General features: G+C 59.6%; 15 protein-coding genes. 4 read left to right on the forward strand and 11 right to left on the reverse strand.

Going from position 1 to position 16,844, the window contains the following annotated elements; genetic code table 11:
* The first annotated feature begins 68 nt into the window (after window positions 1-68).
* Both ACOH1Z_RS10385 and ACOH1Z_RS10390 read left to right on the forward strand, forming a co-directional pair.
* Window positions 69-1,772, forward strand: coding sequence for a glycoside hydrolase family 13 protein (locus tag ACOH1Z_RS10385; RefSeq protein ID WP_449648418.1), 1,704 nt, complete (start codon window positions 69-71; stop codon window positions 1,770-1,772).
* Between the two features lie 145 nt (window positions 1,773-1,917).
* Window positions 1,918-2,934: a LacI family DNA-binding transcriptional regulator gene (locus ACOH1Z_RS10390; protein ID WP_449648419.1), complete on the forward strand. Its 1,017-nt coding sequence runs from the start codon at window positions 1,918-1,920 to the stop codon at window positions 2,932-2,934.
* Here ACOH1Z_RS10390 and ACOH1Z_RS10395 read toward each other — a convergent pair whose 3' ends face one another.
* Entirely contained in the window at window positions 2,935-3,540 is a 606-nt protein-coding gene (locus ACOH1Z_RS10395) for a TetR/AcrR family transcriptional regulator (protein WP_449648420.1), read from the reverse strand.
* Between the two features lie 105 nt (window positions 3,541-3,645).
* Here ACOH1Z_RS10395 and ACOH1Z_RS10400 point away from each other — a divergent pair, with 105 nt between their 5' ends.
* Together ACOH1Z_RS10400 and ACOH1Z_RS10405 are read left to right on the forward strand one after the other, a co-directional pair.
* Entirely contained in the window at window positions 3,646-4,350 is a 705-nt protein-coding gene (locus tag ACOH1Z_RS10400) for a type 1 glutamine amidotransferase domain-containing protein (RefSeq protein WP_449648421.1), read from the forward strand.
* Between the two features lie 53 nt (window positions 4,351-4,403).
* Complete coding sequence (locus tag ACOH1Z_RS10405; protein WP_449648422.1) at window positions 4,404-5,402, forward strand: NADP-dependent oxidoreductase; 999 nt, start codon at window positions 4,404-4,406, stop codon at window positions 5,400-5,402.
* A 107-nt stretch (window positions 5,403-5,509) separates the two neighbouring features.
* Here ACOH1Z_RS10405 and heR read toward each other — a convergent pair whose 3' ends face one another.
* From heR to ACOH1Z_RS10455, 10 genes are all read right to left on the reverse strand, one after another.
* Complete coding sequence (gene heR / locus ACOH1Z_RS10410) at window positions 5,510-6,313, reverse strand: heliorhodopsin HeR (protein ID WP_449648423.1); 804 nt, start codon at window positions 6,311-6,313, stop codon at window positions 5,510-5,512.
* 114 nt (window positions 6,314-6,427) lie between these two features.
* Complete coding sequence (mmsB, locus tag ACOH1Z_RS10415; protein WP_449648424.1) at window positions 6,428-7,657, reverse strand: multiple monosaccharide ABC transporter permease; 1,230 nt, start codon at window positions 7,655-7,657, stop codon at window positions 6,428-6,430.
* A gap of 49 nt (window positions 7,658-7,706) precedes the next feature.
* Window positions 7,707-9,236 (reverse strand): multiple monosaccharide ABC transporter ATP-binding protein, encoded by a 1,530-nt coding sequence (gene mmsA, locus ACOH1Z_RS10420; RefSeq protein ID WP_449648425.1) that lies wholly within the window; start codon window positions 9,234-9,236, stop codon window positions 7,707-7,709.
* Window positions 9,237-9,346: 110 nt separating this feature from the next.
* On the reverse strand, window positions 9,347-10,468 hold the full coding sequence (gene chvE, locus ACOH1Z_RS10425; RefSeq protein WP_449648426.1) for a multiple monosaccharide ABC transporter substrate-binding protein: 1,122 nt from the start codon (window positions 10,466-10,468) through the stop codon (window positions 9,347-9,349).
* A 103-nt stretch (window positions 10,469-10,571) separates the two neighbouring features.
* A complete protein-coding gene (gene araA / locus ACOH1Z_RS10430) occupies window positions 10,572-12,080 on the reverse strand; it encodes an L-arabinose isomerase (RefSeq protein WP_449648511.1) in 1,509 nt (502 codons plus the stop codon).
* An 11-nt stretch (window positions 12,081-12,091) separates the two neighbouring features.
* A complete protein-coding gene (locus ACOH1Z_RS10435) occupies window positions 12,092-12,835 on the reverse strand; it encodes an L-ribulose-5-phosphate 4-epimerase (RefSeq protein WP_449648427.1) in 744 nt (247 codons plus the stop codon).
* On the reverse strand, window positions 12,832-14,499 hold the full coding sequence (araB, locus tag ACOH1Z_RS10440) for a ribulokinase (RefSeq protein ID WP_449648428.1): 1,668 nt from the start codon (window positions 14,497-14,499) through the stop codon (window positions 12,832-12,834). The genes ACOH1Z_RS10435 and araB overlap by 4 nt, the downstream gene beginning before the upstream one ends.
* A gap of 113 nt (window positions 14,500-14,612) precedes the next feature.
* Entirely contained in the window at window positions 14,613-15,641 is a 1,029-nt protein-coding gene (locus ACOH1Z_RS10445) for a LacI family DNA-binding transcriptional regulator (RefSeq protein ID WP_449648429.1), read from the reverse strand.
* A 132-nt stretch (window positions 15,642-15,773) separates the two neighbouring features.
* Window positions 15,774-16,355, reverse strand: coding sequence for a GNAT family N-acetyltransferase (locus ACOH1Z_RS10450; protein WP_449648430.1), 582 nt, complete (start codon window positions 16,353-16,355; stop codon window positions 15,774-15,776).
* Window positions 16,356-16,449: 94 nt separating this feature from the next.
* The gene (locus tag ACOH1Z_RS10455) at window positions 16,450-16,797 is read right to left on the reverse strand and encodes a LysR family transcriptional regulator (RefSeq protein WP_449648431.1); all 348 of its coding nucleotides are present in this window, start codon (window positions 16,795-16,797) and stop codon (window positions 16,450-16,452) included.
* Window positions 16,798-16,844 lie beyond the last annotated feature (47 nt).

Here is a 16,844-nt window from a genome sequence, read left to right on the forward strand (position 1 = left end):
AGGGAGATAAGGACACAACGATGTGGAAGCGCTTAGATTTGACCGCGGAAAGCGATAGTGTGACGGCTATGACATCCGTTCTTCCCGGCACCGAGTGGTGGCGTTCCGCAGTGATTTATCAGATCTATCCACGCTCGTTCGCCGACTCCAACGGCGACGGAATGGGTGACTTGCTTGGCATCCGCGACCGCCTGACCTCCCTCACGGAACTCGGCGTGGACGCCATCTGGCTCTCGCCGTTTTTCACCTCGCCCCAGAGGGACGCCGGTTACGACGTTGCCGATTATTGCGATGTCGACCCGCTATTCGGCACGCTTGAGGACTTCGACTCAATGACGGCGCGGGCCCACGAACTCGGCCTACGCGTGATTGTCGACCTCGTACCCAACCACTCTTCTAGCGACCACCGCTGGTTCCAAGAAGCACTCGCCGCAGCGCCAGGCAGCGACGAGCGTGCCCGCTATATGTTCCGCGACGGTCGCGGCGAGAATGGCGAACTACCCCCGAACAACTGGGAGTCCGTCTTTGGCGGTCGTGCTTGGACGCGCGTCACCAACCCCGATGGAACCCCCGGCCAGTGGTACTTGCACCTGTTCGATACCACCCAGCCCGATTTTGACTGGAGCAACCCCTGGGTTCGCCGCCAGTTCGAAGACATACTTCGTTTCTGGCTCGACCGTGGCGTTGACGGATTCCGGGTCGACGTCGCCCACGGCATGATCAAAGCCGAGGGCCTACCCGACTGGACTCCTCCAGTGGCCGGCGGAAGCATGGGCGGCGCGAACGCGATTGACGCCAGCCCTTCCGACTCGGAAACCGATGCCGCTGAAGCACTCGCCGCATCCCGAGCACCCTTCTGGGCTCAAGATGGCGTTCACGAGATTTACCGCGAGTGGCGCGAAATCCTGAACAGCTACGACGGTGAACGAATTCTTGCCGCCGAAGCCTGGGTTGATCCGTTGACGGACATGGCCAAGTGGGTGCGCCCAGACGAAATGCACCAGGCCTTCAACTTCCCTTACCTCGAGACGCCATGGGCCGCCGCACCCTTGCGCGCCGTCATCGACGTTTCGATTAGCGCGTTCAGCGCAGTCGAAGCGCCAAGCACGTGGGTGCTCTCCAACCACGACGTTGTGCGTCACGCTTCACGTCTCGCCTTAACAGCCGAAAACCCCCAGGGGCACGGCATCGGCCCCAAGTCGGCAGGTCTCCCCATCCCCGAGCTTGGCCTTCGTCGCGCTCGCGCCGCCTCCGCGCTCATGCTTGCCCTTCCCGGTAGTGCCTACCTCTATCAGGGCGAAGAACTCGGGCTGCCCGAAGTGATCGACTTGCCCGATGAGGCCCGCGAAGACCCCACCTGGTTCCGCACCGACGGTGAACGCTATGGCCGTGACGGCTGCCGGGTTCCGATTCCCTGGGAAGCCGACTCCCCCGCGTTCGGCTTCGGACCCTCGGATGCCGCGTGGTTGCCGCAACCCGCCGACTGGGCACCTCTCGCCCGCGATGCGCAGGGCGATGACAGCACGTCAACGCTCTCTCTGTATCGCCACGCCCTCGCACTCCGCCGCGCCCATGAGCTGGGAACGGGCGACGTTGAATGGCTCGAGACCGGCGCCGAAACAGTGCTCGGTTTACGCAATGGCGATGTGCTCGTGTACGCCAACACGGGAGACTCCGCCGTAACACTCCCAGCCGGCGAGGTGTTGCTTTCGAGCGGCCCCATTGGTGACTCGGAGCTGCCAGCAGATACAACGGTGTGGTTGCGGGCCTAGACCCGCACGGTCTCGAGACCAGCACGGTCTCGAGACCAGCACAGCGCCGAATTCCCGCTTATGGATGCCGGTCGATAGAATCATCAACGGCGTGGCCGCGGCGGAGCGGCATCCATTTTCGTCAGAATCCAACGAAGGGCAACTGATGGCTAGCATCGAAGACGTTGCCCAGCGCGCCGGCGTATCAACAGCCACAGTCTCGCGAGCACTCAGCGGCAATGGTCCGGTATCAGCAGCCGCTCGCCTGAAGGTTGAGGAGGCCGCGGCCGCTCTCGACTATGTCGTCTCGTCAACCGCGTCGAGCTTGGCTTCTGGTCGCACCAAAAATGTTGGCCTCATGGTGCCGTATCTAACTCGCTGGTTCTTCACTTCTGTGGTGGAAGGTGCTCAGCAAGCGCTGATGCGCCACGGTTATGACGTGACCCTGTACAACCTCTCCGGCAGTGTCGCCGAACGCGAGACAGTGTTCGATGTGTTTTTGCAGCGCAAACGGATTGACGGGATTATTACTGTTTCGCTGAAACTTTCGCCAGCTGAGGTGGAGCGCTTGCATGCGTTCGGCAAGCCTGCGGTTGGTGTGGGTGGTCCCATTGACGGTGTGCGTACCTTGACGTTGGATGATGACGCTGTGTCGGCTCTGGCCACTGGACACCTATTGGCGCTCGGCCATACAAAAATCGCCCACATTGGTGGCTCGGAAGACTTCGATCTCGAGTTCCACATTCCGACAAATCGTCGTCACGGCTACGAAGCAGCCTTGCGCGAGGCCGGGATTGAACCGCGGCCAGAGTTCTTTGCAACAGCCGATTTCACCATTCAGGGCGGCTATCACGCAGCAAAACAGCTTCTCGGCAATCCGCTGCACCGCCCAACGGCGATCTTTGCCTCTTCCGACGAGATGGCCATTGGGTGCATCCTGGCCGCGAGGGATCTCGGCCTAACCGTGCCTCGAGATATTTCCATCATGGGAATCGACGGTCATGAACTTTCAGAGTTCTTTGGGCTCACCACGGTCTCGCAATCCCCTCAAGCTCAGGGCGAACATGCCGTTGAGATTCTGATGAACCTTTTGGCGCCAGGCAAGCATCCTGAAATTCCCGAGAACACTCCGATCGACTATGAACTCGTCGTTCGGTCGAGCACAGCGCGACCACCCGAATAGTCAGCTCCGCGGCTCTACGAGACGGCGGGCGGCTTCACGAACGGAATCGCACCGTGCTTTCTCGCTTTCTGCAAACTCCGCGCAGCCAAGGGAGCGAAGTTCAGCGGGCGAACGTTCCCAATTGCTCGCGACGGCGAGCAACAGTGCAAGCAACTCTTCTGGCTTCCAAGATGGGTCAACGATGCCGCGCTCTTGGGCATCCCGAATGACTTCCAGTTTGTGACGGTAGCCCTCGACCCTGCCTTCCGAGAATGACCCAAGGTGTGCTGCGTCATGTAACCACGCCCACATTACGACGCGCTCAGCATCGGGTTCATTGACGAAATAGTTGTGGAGTCGCACTGCATATTCAATGAGGTCAGCATCGATCGGCACAGCATGGGCTAGCCGGTCGAGACCGGTCTGCATGACGTGGTCAAACAGTGCATCTTTGTCGCCGAACCAAGCATAGATTCGTTCTTTGCTTGCTTTCGCTGTCTCCGCGATGCGGTTGATACGCGCGCCAGCGACACCGTACTCCGCAAATTCGGCAGCTGCTGCCTCAATTACGCGTTGTTTTGTTTCGCGGCCACGGAGTTGATCACGCGGCATTTCTGTCGAAACCACCAAACACCTCCCAATCGAACCGGTTGGTTTGACTTAGCTTACACGTCGACATAGTGTCGAACCAATTGGTTTGGTAAGCAGCCAATAAGTTCGTAAGGAGTTGTCATGACAAACGTACTAATGGTTCTCTCGGCCGCCTCACACTGGACCCTCGCCGACGGCACTGAACACCCCACGGGTGTGTGGGCCGAAGAATTCCTTGAGCCGTACCGCATCTTTAGCGAAGCCGGCTGGAAGGTTCAGGTTGCGAGCCCCGCAGGCAAGGCCCCCACTTTTGACGCCGTCAGCCTCAGCGAGGGTGGCGCAGGTTCCGCCGAGCGCGTCGCTGACTTCGAAGCACGCATCGCTGACCTGCAGAACGTTTTACACAATCCCCTCCGTCTGGATGCCGTCAATGCCGGTGACTACGACGTCATCTTCTATCCAGGTGGCCACGGCCCCATGGAAGACCTCGCCGTCGACGACAACTCCGGTCAGCTCATCGTGGAGGCAGTGAAGTCCAACACCACTCTCGGTGTGCTCTGCCACGCCCCCGCCGCTCTGCTCGCCGCCACCGACAAGAAGACCGGTGACTGGGTTCTCAAGGGGCGCAAGATGACCGGCTTCGCCAACACTGAAGAAGAGATCGGTGGCCTCGCCGATAAGGCTAAGTGGCTCGTCGAAACTCGTCTCGTTGAGCTTGGCGCTGATTACTCGAAGGCTCCAGAGCCTTTCGCTTCCTATGTTGTTGTCGACGGAGAGCTTTACACCGGCCAGAACCCGGCATCATCCGTCGCTGTTGCCGAGCGCATCGTCGCCGACAAGTCGTAACGACCCCCAAGTCTCGCTACTTTCACCACTCTTACAAACTCAAGGAGCATCACATGACCACCAGCATCCAATGGCAGCTCGCCTCTCGCCCCACCGGTAAGCCCACCACCGAGAACGTCGTCAAGGTTGAGATTGAGCTTCCCGGGCTCGCTGACGGCGACGTTCGCGTACGCAACACCTTCCTCTCCGTCGACCCCTACATGCGTGGTCGCATGAACGAGGGCCGCTCGTACGTTGCTCCCTTCAACCTCGGCGAGACCATGGGCGGCGCAGCCGTTGGTGAAGTCATCGAATCGAACGACGCATCGCTGCCTGTTGGCACTCTTGTTCAGCACCAGCTCGGCTGGCGCGACATCGCGCAGGCCCCTGCTGGCCAGTTCACGGCGCTCCCCGACGTTCCCGGCATCTCGCCCTCGCTGTTCCTCAGCGTTCTCGGCATCACGGGAATCACCGCCTGGACCGGCCTTACCCAGATCGCGCACATCAAGGAAGGCGACACCGTCTTCGTTTCTGGCGCAGCGGGTGGAGTCGGCACCATGGTTGGCCAGATCGCCCGCCTCCTCGGCGCAGCACGCGTTGTCGGCTCAGCTGGCACCGACGAGAAGGTTGCCCTCCTCACGAGCAAGTACGGCTACGACGCCGCTTTCAACTACAAGAATGGCGACGTTGCTGGCCAGCTGGATGCTGCAGCACCAGACGGCATCGATGTCTACTTCGACAACGTGGGTGGCGAGCACCTCTCGGCAGCACTTGGTGCGTTCAAGGACGGCGGCCGCGTGGCGGTCTGCGGTGTCATGTCCTTGATCAACGGCAAGGATGAGGGCATCAAGAACAGTGCAAACATCGTGACCCGTGGTTTGACCATCAAGGGCTTCACCATGGGCAGCTACTTCCACCTCGCGCCCGAGTTCGGTGCGGCAATGCAGGGATGGCTCTCCGAAGGCAAGATCGCCTACGACGAGACCATCACCGATGGCATCGACAACGCGCTCGACGCTTTCAACGGCATGATGAATGGCGCAAACACCGGCAAGGCGATCGTTCGCCTCTAACCGTTTCGCGACTGCCGACCCGAACGGCACACCACGCCCACCAGCGTGAAATAGGAAGGCCCCGCAGCATTAGCTGCGGGGCCTTCCTTTTGATCAGGATCAGCTCATCAATCCGTCAGCGCGGGAATGATGGCGCCAGAGAAGACCTGCCACGCCAGCGCTGTCTTCGCGACCAAGCTGAGAGTGATGTAGGTTCGCTCGCCCTGCAAATAGCTCTTCCACTTACCGACTTGCTTGTATTGCAGCCACTGGTTTATCGCAAAGGTATTGAAGAACACGAAGAGGGAGATCACGATGCCGACGACAAAGCTGGGGGCCGCCACTTCGCTCGCGCTACCCGGCCGCAGGAAGTAGATGAGGATGAGAATCCACGGCACAATGCCAACCATCGAGCCAAAGATAAAGGGCAGCATTCCACCCGATCCAGGCTTCTCGTACTTCTCTTGAAGCGCTCCAAAGAGAATCATTGCGGCGTTGACGGCGAAGACCGCGAATAGTGCCGCGATGTCGGTTACCCCGTTGATCGCAAGGATCAGCCAGATCATGATTGAGGAGCTGAGCGAGTACTCCGTCCAGCGGAAATAGTTTCGGCTTTCCAAAAGCCCGTTCTTGTAACGGGCGAAGAACCAGGGACTCGAAATCAGAAAGTGGAAGAACGCGCTCAATGCGAGGAACACCACGACGCCGATTCCGATATTTACCTCGAAGACGGTCACTCGCTCAGGAGGAATTGGCACTCCGGGAGGGCCTGCTAAGTAGTCGGCCGTGACGGCGAACAGAACTTGACTGCCGAGCATCGTGAGAACGATCGCGAAGCCGATCGCCTGCAACAGGTGCAGGCTGCCCGCCACAACGTTATAGACGCGCAGTCGGTCGACTTGTTGCTCCGGAGAATAGGTCTTCTTTGACACGGGAAATTCCCTTCGACGGTGGCTGCCACGTTAGCACCGACCATCACAGAGAAGGGGCCGACCAGCGCGGCCGACCCCCTCCCCTCACAGCGTAATTGTGCGCATCCTCGCCTACTAGTCCGAGCGACCGCTGGCGCGACGCTTGTTGAAGACGTCGAAGGCGACGGCGAGCAAGAGCACGAATCCCTTGACGGCTTGCTGCCATTCGATGCCGATCCCGAGGATCGACATTCCGTTGTTGAGGACACCGATGATCAGTCCTCCGATGATCGCGCCACCAATGGTTCCGACTCCACCACGCACCGCGGCTCCACCGATGAAGGCCGCCGAGATCGCTTCGAGCTCAAAGCCGTCACCGGCTTTCGGCCCGGCGAGATTGAGGCGGGCGGTGAAGACGAGTCCGGCGAGCGCCGCAAGAACTCCCATGTGAACGAAGATGTAGAAGTCGACCTTGCGGGTCTTGACCCCGCTGAGTTCTGCGGCGTGACGGTTGCCACCGATTGCATAAATGTGGCGACCGAAGACACTGCGGTTGGTCAGGATGCCGTAGAACATGACGAGTACGGCGAGCACGATGAGCGTGATTGGCACACCCTTGAAGGTGGCTAGCGCGTAAGCGAAGAAGCCAACACCAACCGCGACAAGCACCATCTTGCCGATGAACCAGACGAGCGGTTCAACTTCTTGACCGTAGCTTTGGCGGCCGTGGCGGGTACGAAACTGCTGCACGATAAACGCGACAACGGCGATAAAGGCGAGTCCCATAGTGAGTGGGTCAACGGGGAACTCACCAAAGACATCGGTGAGGAACCCGTTTCCGAGTGCACGATATTCCTCCGGGAATGAGCCAATGTTGGCGTTGCCGAGCACCACGAGCGCCAGTCCGCGGAAGATCAGCATTCCCGCGAGTGTCACGATGAACGCCGGGATGCCGACATACGCAATCCAGAATCCCTGCCAGGCACCAACGAGTGCACCCACGAGCAGCGAGAGGAAGATCGCGATGTACCAGGGCAGCGCCATATTGACGGCGAAGACACCGGAGATCGCTCCGACGAAGGCTGCTACCGATCCGACGGAGAGGTCGATGTGGCCGGCGACGATGACCATGACCATACCGATCGCGAGAATGAGAATGTAACCGTTCTGCACGATCAGGTTGGAGATGTTTTGCGGTCGCAGCAAAATCCCATCCGTGAGGAAGGCGAAGAGGACAATCACCGCAACAAGCGCGATGAAGATACCGTTTTTGCCGAGGTCGGCCAGCACGTGGCTGAAGGCAGTGGCCGCCCGAGACGTCAGCGTCCCTTGCTTCGTCACCGCGTGAGTGTCGTTGTTAGTCATTTCGCTGTGCTCCTTGTGAGTGTGAAGGAAGAGTGGATGCCGGGCGCCCTTAGTGGGGCGCCTCCATGGTCATGAGCTTGAGAACCGACTCGGGGGTCGCTTCGGCGATGGGCACTTCGCCCGTGATGCGCCCCTCGGAAATCGCGTAGATGCGGTCGCAGATGCCGAGCAACTCGGGCAGCTCCGACGAGATCACGATGATGCCTTTGCCCTGCGCTGCGAGCTTGTTGATAATCGTGTAGATCTCGTACTTTGCGCCGACGTCAATACCTCGAGTTGGTTCATCCAGAATCAGAACGTCGGGGTCGGCCTGAATCCACTTCGACAGCACAACTTTTTGTTGGTTACCGCCGGAGAGTTTTCCCGCGAGCGCCAGCACTGTCGGCGACTTGATGTTCATGGACGTTCTGTACTCATTGGCGATCTTGAACTCTTCGTTGTCATCGACGAGTCCGAAGCGGGAAAGCTTGCCTAGCGAGGCCATCGAGATGTTGCGCTTAATGTCCTCGATGAGATTGAGGCCGTACGTTTTGCGATCTTCAGTGGCGTAAGCAATGCCGTTCTCAATTGCCTCGGCGACAGTGCGGGTCTGAATCTCTTTGCCATATTTGAATACTTTGCCCGTGATGCGCGACCCGTAGGTTCGCCCGAAGAGGCTCATCGCGAACTCGGTACGCCCCGCGCCCATGAGTCCGGCGATACCAACAATTTCGCCTTTCTTGACGTTCAGGTTGATGTTGTCAACGATGACGCGAGTCGAATCTTGCGGATGATGAGCCGTCCAGTTTTCGACCCGCAACACTTCTTCTCCAATGTGCGGAGTGTGATCGGGGTAACGGTGCTCGAGGTCACGCCCCACCATGTCTTTGATGATGCGTTCTTCGCTGACATCCTGTTTGGGGATGGTCTCGATCGCTTTGCCATCGCGGATGATCGTGACGGTGTCGGCGATCTGCTTAATCTCGTTGAGCTTGTGGCTGATGATGATCGACGTAATGCCTTGGCCTTTGAGGTGCACGATTAGATCGAGCAAGTGGGCGGAGTCTTCGTCGTTGAGTGCTGCGGTTGGCTCGTCGAGAATGAGGAGCTTTACCCGTTTGGAGAGTGCTTTCGCGATCTCGACGAGTTGCTGTTTACCAACACCAATGTCGAGCACGCGGGTAGTGGGGCTCTCACTGAGTCCGACCCGCGCGAGCAGTTTTGCGGCTTCGCTGTTGGTCTTGTTCCAGTCGATGAGACCACCAAAACCACGAACTTCATTGTTGAGGAAGATGTTTTCGGCTATCGAGAGATACGGACTCAGCGCCAACTCCTGGTGGATGATGACGATGCCTTTGGCTTCGGAGTCACGGATGTCTCTGAACTCGACAACCTCATCCTCGAAAGCGATGTCGCCGGTATAGGTGCCGTGCCCATACACGCCGGAGAGAACCTTCATCAGAGTGGACTTGCCTGCGCCATTCTCACCGCAGATCGCGTGCACTTCGCCGCGCGCCACTTCGAGGGTGACGTCTTGCAGCGCTTTGACGCCGGGAAAGGACTTCGTAATGGAACGCATTTCCAAGATGTTGGTGCTCACTGGCTTCGGCTTCCTTGTCGAGGGTTCTGATTGAGCGTTGTACGAGTGATGCTGGTGGCGAAGGACACGACCCTCGCCACCAGCAGAATCACTGTGGAATTCGGCTCTCGTTAGAGGCCGAGCTCCTCTGCGGTCCAGTAGCCCGAGTCAACGAGCGTGGATTCAACGTTCTCCTTGACAACCTCGAGAGGCTGGAGGAGGTACGACGGAACAACCTTCTTGCCGTTGTCGTACGTGGTGGTGTCGTTGATCTCTGGCTCATCTCCACCAAGAACAGCGATCGCCATCTTGGCGGCAACCTTCGCGAGTTCGCGGGTGTCCTTGAAGATGGTCGAGTACTGCTCGCCCGAGAGGATGGCCTTGACGGAGTCAACTTCAGCATCCTGACCCGAAATGATGGGCCATTCGTCGCCGACCGTGTAGCCAGCGTCGGTGAGTGCAGAGATCATTCCGCGTGAGAGTCCGTCATACGGTGAAAGCAGGGCGTTAACCTTGCTGCCATCGGAGTAGTTTGCCGTCAGGATGTCTTCCAAACGGCTCTGAGCGACTTCGCCATCCCAGCGCAGTGTTGCGACGGAGTTGAAGTCAACCTGGCCACTCTTGACAACGAGGGTTCCATCGTCGATCAGCGGCTGGAGAACATCCATTGCACCGTTGAAGAAGAAGGTTGCGTTGTTGTCATCAGGCGAACCAGCGAACAGTTCGATGTTGAACGGTCCGGTCGGTGCACCATCGATGGGCGTTCCATCGAGTTCAGCAAGGCCGAGACCATTGAGCAGGGTGTTTGCCTGCTGCTGCCCAACAAGGAAGTTGTCAAACGTGGCGTAGTAGTTCACATTTTCAGAATCACGAATCAAACGGTCATAAGCGATAACCGGGATGTCACCATCCGCGGCCTGCTGAAGAACGTTCGTCAACGTGGTGCCGTCGATCGCAGCAATGATCAGAGCTGTTGCGCCCTTGGTGATCATGTTCTCGACCTGTGAAACCTGAGTGGGGATGTCGTCTTCTGCGTACTGCAGGTCGACGGTGAAGCCCTCAGCCTCGAGGGTCTCCTTGAGTGCGTTGCCGTCTGCGATCCAGCGTTCGGATGACTTGGTTGGCATTGCGACACCGATTAGTCCGGCGTCACCGCCGCCCGTCGATCCGTCGCCTGCCGCCGAGCACGCTGAGAGTCCAAGCACAAGCACAGTCGCTGCGGCAAGCAGCGTACCGATTTTTCTCTTCTTCACTGTGTTTCCTTTCAATGGGACACCGTTGTCTGTTCTATTGCGCGCGATCCGGCTTCAGCGACGAAGCGCAGACCCTTTCCGAGACGGGTCTCGGCAAGTTGAGTTACATTCCCTGGGCCAGCCGGTAGTAGGCCGCATTCCAGCGGACCTCTTTCTGGAACTCGCGGAGGGTTGTGCTCTCGTCAATGACGAGAAGTTCAGTTCCGGCCATTTCGGCCCAGTCTCGAAAGACCTCGATGTCAACGGCGGTCGACATCACTGTGTGGTGGGCTGCGCCGGCGATGAGCCACGCGGCTGCCGATGTTGCGAAGTCGGGGGCCGGCTTCCAGACGGCGCGACCGACGGGCAGGTTGGGCATGGGGGCATCCAGCGGTACGTTTTCGACGACATTGGCTACGAGGCGGAAGCGGTCACGCATGTCACTGAGAGCGACAACCACGGCGGGGCCGCTGTCGGCAGTGAAGACTAAACGAACGGGGTCATCCTTGCCACCGATACCCAAGGGGTGGATCTCGAGGCTGGGCTTTGAGCTCGTGAGGCTCGGGCTCACCTCAAGCATGTGAGCGCCAAGGATTTTCTCTTCGCCGGGAGTGAGGTGGTAGGTGTAGTCCTCCATGAGACTTGCACCGCCGGGAAGCCCAGCGCCCATGACGTTGGCGACGCGCACCAGAATGGCGGTCTTCCAGTCACCCTCGGCACCGAACCCATAGCCATCGGCCATGAGACGCTGCACTGCGAGACCGGGCAATTGCTTGAGTTGGCCTAAGTCTTCGAAGCTTGTCGTGAACGCCGAGAATCCGCCTTCCTCAAGGAATGAGCGCAACCCGAGCTCGATTGCAGCACCGTCGCGCAGTGACTGATGGCGGTCTCCTGAAACACGCAACTCTGGCGCCACGTTATAGCTGGTGTAGTACTCGGCAACGAGGTCGTCGACGTCTGTGTCAGAAACAGCGGCGACCACATCGGCCAACTCGTTTACACCCCACGTATTCACTTGAACACCGAACCGCAGCTCGGCCTCTGTTTTATCGCCTTCGGTAACAGCGACGTAGCGCATGTTGTCGCCGAAGCGCGCGAGCTTGAGGGAACGACTCGCAGCCCATCCGGCAGCGGCGCGCGCCCAGGTTGCGATGCTCGACAACACCACAGGGTTGGAGACGTGACCAACAACGGTCTTGCGAGCAACGCCAAGTCGCGACTGAATGTAGCCAAACTCACGATCGCCGTGGGCCGCCTGGTTGAGGTTCATGAAGTCGAAATCGATGTCGGCCCACGGCAGTTCAACGTTCGCCTGGGTGTGCAGGTGCAAGAGGGGCTTACGCAAGGCATCGAGGCCCGCGATCCACATCTTGGCCGGGCTGAAAGTGTGCATCCACGCGATTACACCGATGACATTGTCGGCAGCATTGACCTCAAGAGCGGTGCGGCGGATGGCGTCCGAGCCCTTCAATACCGGCTTCCACACAATCGTGACGGGTACATTCGCGGCGGCACTCAGCGCGTCAGCGACAGCACGACTCTGCTCGGCGACCTGCGCCAGAGTCTCTTCGCCGTACAGCTCTTGGCTTCCGGTGAGAAACCACACTTCATAGCTGGCGAGGTTGGGGATAATGCTGCGGTTGCTCACAGTGAGGCGGCCTTTCCGTCGGTGGGGGTAGCGGCGAGGGCGCCCTGCGGGGCCTGTCCGTAAACGTTTTGGTAGCGGTCGAAGAGCGAGTCGATCGCGTTCGGGGCGATCGAAACAAGCTCGCCACCTTGGCGTGCGATGTGCACGGTGCGGGCGACATCCTCAACCATCACGGCTGCTTTGACAGCGTCGCGGGCGCTCAAGCCAATCGTGAATGGTCCATGGTTCTGCATGAGCACGGCACGTGAGCGATGTCCGGTGAGGGTTTCCACAACGCCGCGGCCGATGGAATCGTCACCGATCACCGCGAAGGGGCCGATCGGAATTTCGCCACCAAACTCATCCGCCATTGCGGTGATCACGCAGGGGATCGCTTCGCCTCGCGCCGCCCAGGCTGTCGCGTAGGTGGAGTGAGTGTGCACGACTCCCCCGACCTCGGGCATTTCGCGGTAGATGTAGGCGTGCGCGGCAGTGTCGCTCGACGCTGCACGATCCGAACCGGGAGTGTCAGGGATGATGTTGCCATCGAGGTCGCACAGGATCATGTTCTCTGGCGAGAGTTCGTCATAGGAGACACCGCTCGGCTTAATGACCAGCAGGTCGGCGCCAGGCACTCGTGCCGAAACGTTGCCGCCCGTCCAGACGACGAGACCGTAGCGCGTGAGCTCGGAGTGCAAGGCCGCCACTTCATCGCGAATACGCGCGATCGCGACCTGAACTTCTGGGCTAAAGGTGATCATGCGAGTGCCTCCCGACGGATGCTTTTGAGGCGCCGCATCACATCGTTGCCTCCGCGCCCGAAGTAGTCGTGCAGCGTGCGGTATTCGGCATAGAGAGCGTCGTAAGCATCAGCGGATACCGCATTCGGTGTGTACTTCGCTGTCTCCACTTTGCCCATGGCTTCGCCCGCGACTACGACGTTCTCGTAGGCTCCGGCAGCTACGGCCGCGTGAATCGCGGAGCCGAGTGCCGGGCCTTGTTCGCTCGCGATCGTGGAGATGGGCATCCGCAGCACGTCACTGTAGATCTGCATGAGCACCGGGTTGCGCAGTAGTCCGCCGGCCACGATGAACTCGGTTACGGGAACGCCGTGGGCGTTGAACGTTTCGACGATTGTTCGGGTGCCGAACGCGGTTGCTTCGAATAGTGCGCGGTAGATCTCTTCGGCTTGGGTCGCGAGGGTGGCGCCGAAGACGACGCCGCTGAGTTCGGTGTCAACGAGCACTGAGCGGTTGCCACCGTGCCAGTCGAGGGCAACGAGGCCATGCCCTCCGACGGGTTGGTCGGCGATCAGGTTGGTGAGATGTTCGTGGATGCTCACGCCTGCGCTCTTCGCGTCGTCGAAGTAGCGCGCCGGCACCTGATTGTCGACGTACCAGGCGAAAATATCGCCGACACCGGACTGGCCGGCTTCGTAGCCGTAGAGTCCGGAGACGATTCCGCCATCGACGACTCCACACATTCCGGGAACCTCAGTAAGCACGTCAGAGTTCATGACATGACAGGTTGAGGTGCCCATGATGGCGACCATCTGGCCGGGGCGGGTTGCACCCGCTGCTGGGGCCGTGACATGAGCGTCGACGTTGCCGACGGCGACGGCGATGCCCGCTGGCAATCCTGTCCACGCAGCAGCTTCTGCCGTGAGGGTGCCTGCCGCCTCGCCAAGCTGGCCAAGCTCGTGACGGACTTTGTCATCCGCAAAGCTTTCGAACGCAGGGTTGAGCGCGGCGAGGAACTCGCGACTCGGGTATTCGCCGTCCTGCAGAATGCCTTTGTAACCCGCAGTGCAGGTGTTGCGAACGTAGCGACCAGAGAGCTGCCAGACGATCCAGTCGGCGGCTTCGACCCAGTGGTCCATGAGCTCGTAGAGTTCGGGATCGTCTTCGAGCAGTTGGAGGCCCTTGGCAAATTCCCACTCGCTTGAAATCAGACCGCCATAGCGAGGAAGCCATGTCTCGCCCCGCTCAGCGGCCAACTCATTGATGCGGTCGGCGTGGGGTTGAGCTGCGTGATGCTTCCACAGCTTCACGTAGGCGTGGGGGCGGTCGGCAAATTGGGCAACCTCATTGAGCGGAGTTCCGTCGGCCAGCGTGGGAATCATGGTGCAGGCGGTGAAGTCGGTGGCGATTCCGATCACCTGCGCGGAATCGATGCCGGATGCCGCAATCGCTGCGGGAATCGCGTTCTTGAGCACATCGACATAATCGGAGGGAACCTGAAGCGCCCACTCTGGTGGGAGAACCGCGCCAGAACTGGCGAGGGTGGAATCCATGACTGAGTGCGAGTAGGCGTGAACTCCGGTGCCCAGTTCGGCTCCATCGGAGACCCTCACAACTACGGCACGGCCTGACAGCGTTCCGAAGTCGACTCCGACCACATAGCGGTCGCTGAGGGAAATACTCACTTCGGACTCCGTTGTCTAGATGGCACTGCTTAATGTGACCGTTCACATTGTGATCGCCATGCTACATGTGAAACGGTCACATTTGTCAAGTAACGAATGTCACCATCTGATAACTAGACCCGCGCGGTGGACTCTCGCACGATCAGTTCTGGCAGCACGATGCCATCATCGACCGCGGTCTCGCCTCGCAATCCCGCCAAAAGCAAAGAAATCGCTCGACGGCCAATCTCGGGAAAATTCTGCCGCACGGTCGTGAGCGGCGGAAAGAAGTGGGCAGCTTCGGGAATGTCATCGAAACCGACAACGCTAATGTCATGGGGAATACTCAGCCCCGCATCTCGACACGCGTGCATGAATCCCAGCGCCATCTGGTCGTTGCTTGCAAAGACCGCGGTGAAATCGCGGGATCGCAGCAGCTCAAGACCTGCATAGTATCCAAAGTGTGCGCTCCAGTCGCCCAGGATCGGCGCCCGGGTTCGGAGTCCTGCTGCATTGATTTCATCCAAGAAACCCTGCATGCGCGCTTCGGCTTCGAGCCAGTCTTGGGGGCCAGAGAGGTGCATGATTTCGGTGTGCCCAAGGTCGATCAGGTGTCGCGTTGCGAGGCGTGCGCCGGCTTGCTGGTCGACGGACATGCTGTGCCGGTGCTCGTCAACCTGGTTGGCATGCAGCGCAACGAAGGGCACCGTCAGCGACAGCTCTCGCACGGCATCGAGTGCTCGCGACTGTGGCGTGACGAAGACGATCGCTTCCACTGACTGACTCATCAGATAGTCGAGCCCTGCCTTGATTGCGTGGCGATCGTTAGACGTAATGTTTGTGATGCTCAGCCGATAACCGGCCTCACGGGCTGCAACTTCGATCGCTTGAATTGTCGTCGCTGGCCCAAAGTGGTGCGACTGCTGTGCCAAAACCCCAATGGTGCGGGTGCGACTCGTGACCAAGGTTCGGGCGGCCTGGTTCGGTCGATAACCCAACTCGTCGATGGCTTCTTGCACACGCTGCCGTGTTGAATCGCGGATGCTCGGGCTGTCGTTCAGCACTCGCGAGACGGTCTGGTACGAAACGCCGGCCAGGCGAGCGACATCACGGATGTTCGGAGCGCGAAGCTTTTCCGACTTCATCCCGCTGAGTGATTCCATGACCGCCATCCGCGCTCAACCACTGAGCGCAGTCACCATTATGCATGGCGGTCCAGATTCATACGGCACAATTAACGCCCGGTCGGCGTGTGACCTTGGGCCAGACCGATTCCGCAGACAGCCAGCGGCGGCCTACAGGGCTGCAGTTCGCGGCCCATTCGTGCCGACGAAAATGGTACGGTCTGCGGCTCCAGGCAGCGGATGCAGGTCCAGCTTGTGCGCGAGCGCAATTGACGCAGCGTTCGACGGATGCACGACCGCTACGAGCAGGAGCGCCTCAATGTTGGCACTCACATAGTCGAGCACTGAACGCAGCGCTTCGTAGGCGAACCCTTTGCCTTGATGTTCGGGATGAATGATCCAACTAATTTCGAGGCAGCGTGCGGCTGCTGAGACTGACCGCAGCTGCATTCCGACATCTCCGATCAGTTCGCCGTTGTGTTCGATAGCGATCGCAAGATAGTCGTCAATGTTTCGGAGTCGCGTATTGCGCGTTCGGCGCTTGAGGTGGCGCAGCGATGCACGACGAGTGCGTTGGGGCCACGCCGTGTATTTGCTCACTCCGGGTGCCGAGTGCATCTCGTACCAGCTCTCGGCATCCGCCAGGCGGTGGGGGCGGAGTAGTAGCCGCGGGGTGTGCATTACGGGCGCGTCAACAGCCACACCGATGGAGGGCCCCCGCAGGAGTCGAAACCGAGCATCACTTTCGGGCATGAACCTACCGGATCAATGGGGAGCGCAATGAACTAGAGAGGAAAAACGCGGTGCTGAATGAATTCTGACACAGTGCGCCCCACTATCTGGTTCACTAGCGCGATTGGCGTCTCTTACCGGGCTTTGACTGCCCCTTAACGGCTGGCGCGCGACCTTTACCCTTTGATGCTTTGGCTTTGCCGCCCGGTTTTGCGGCCGACGCCGCAGCCGACTTCGCTGACTTGTCGAGTTGGCGTTCCGCATCCACCAGAAACGCTTCCCCTTCGGGGGTGAGTTGGGTTGTGCTGGCGGAAGAATCGAACAGGGGGTAGCCCAATTGCGCCTCAAGCGACCTGATGGCGGTGATCAGGCTTGAGCGCGGCACACCAAGTGAGCGTGCGGCGTGCGCGAAATGCAGTAGGTGCCCTGCGGCAACGAACTGTTTGAGCAGAGTGTGGTCCATTACCTTCAGAGTAGGCGATCAGGCCGCATACGGTGACAAGGGCTGTC

This window comes from Rhodoglobus sp. (assembly GCF_053580035.1).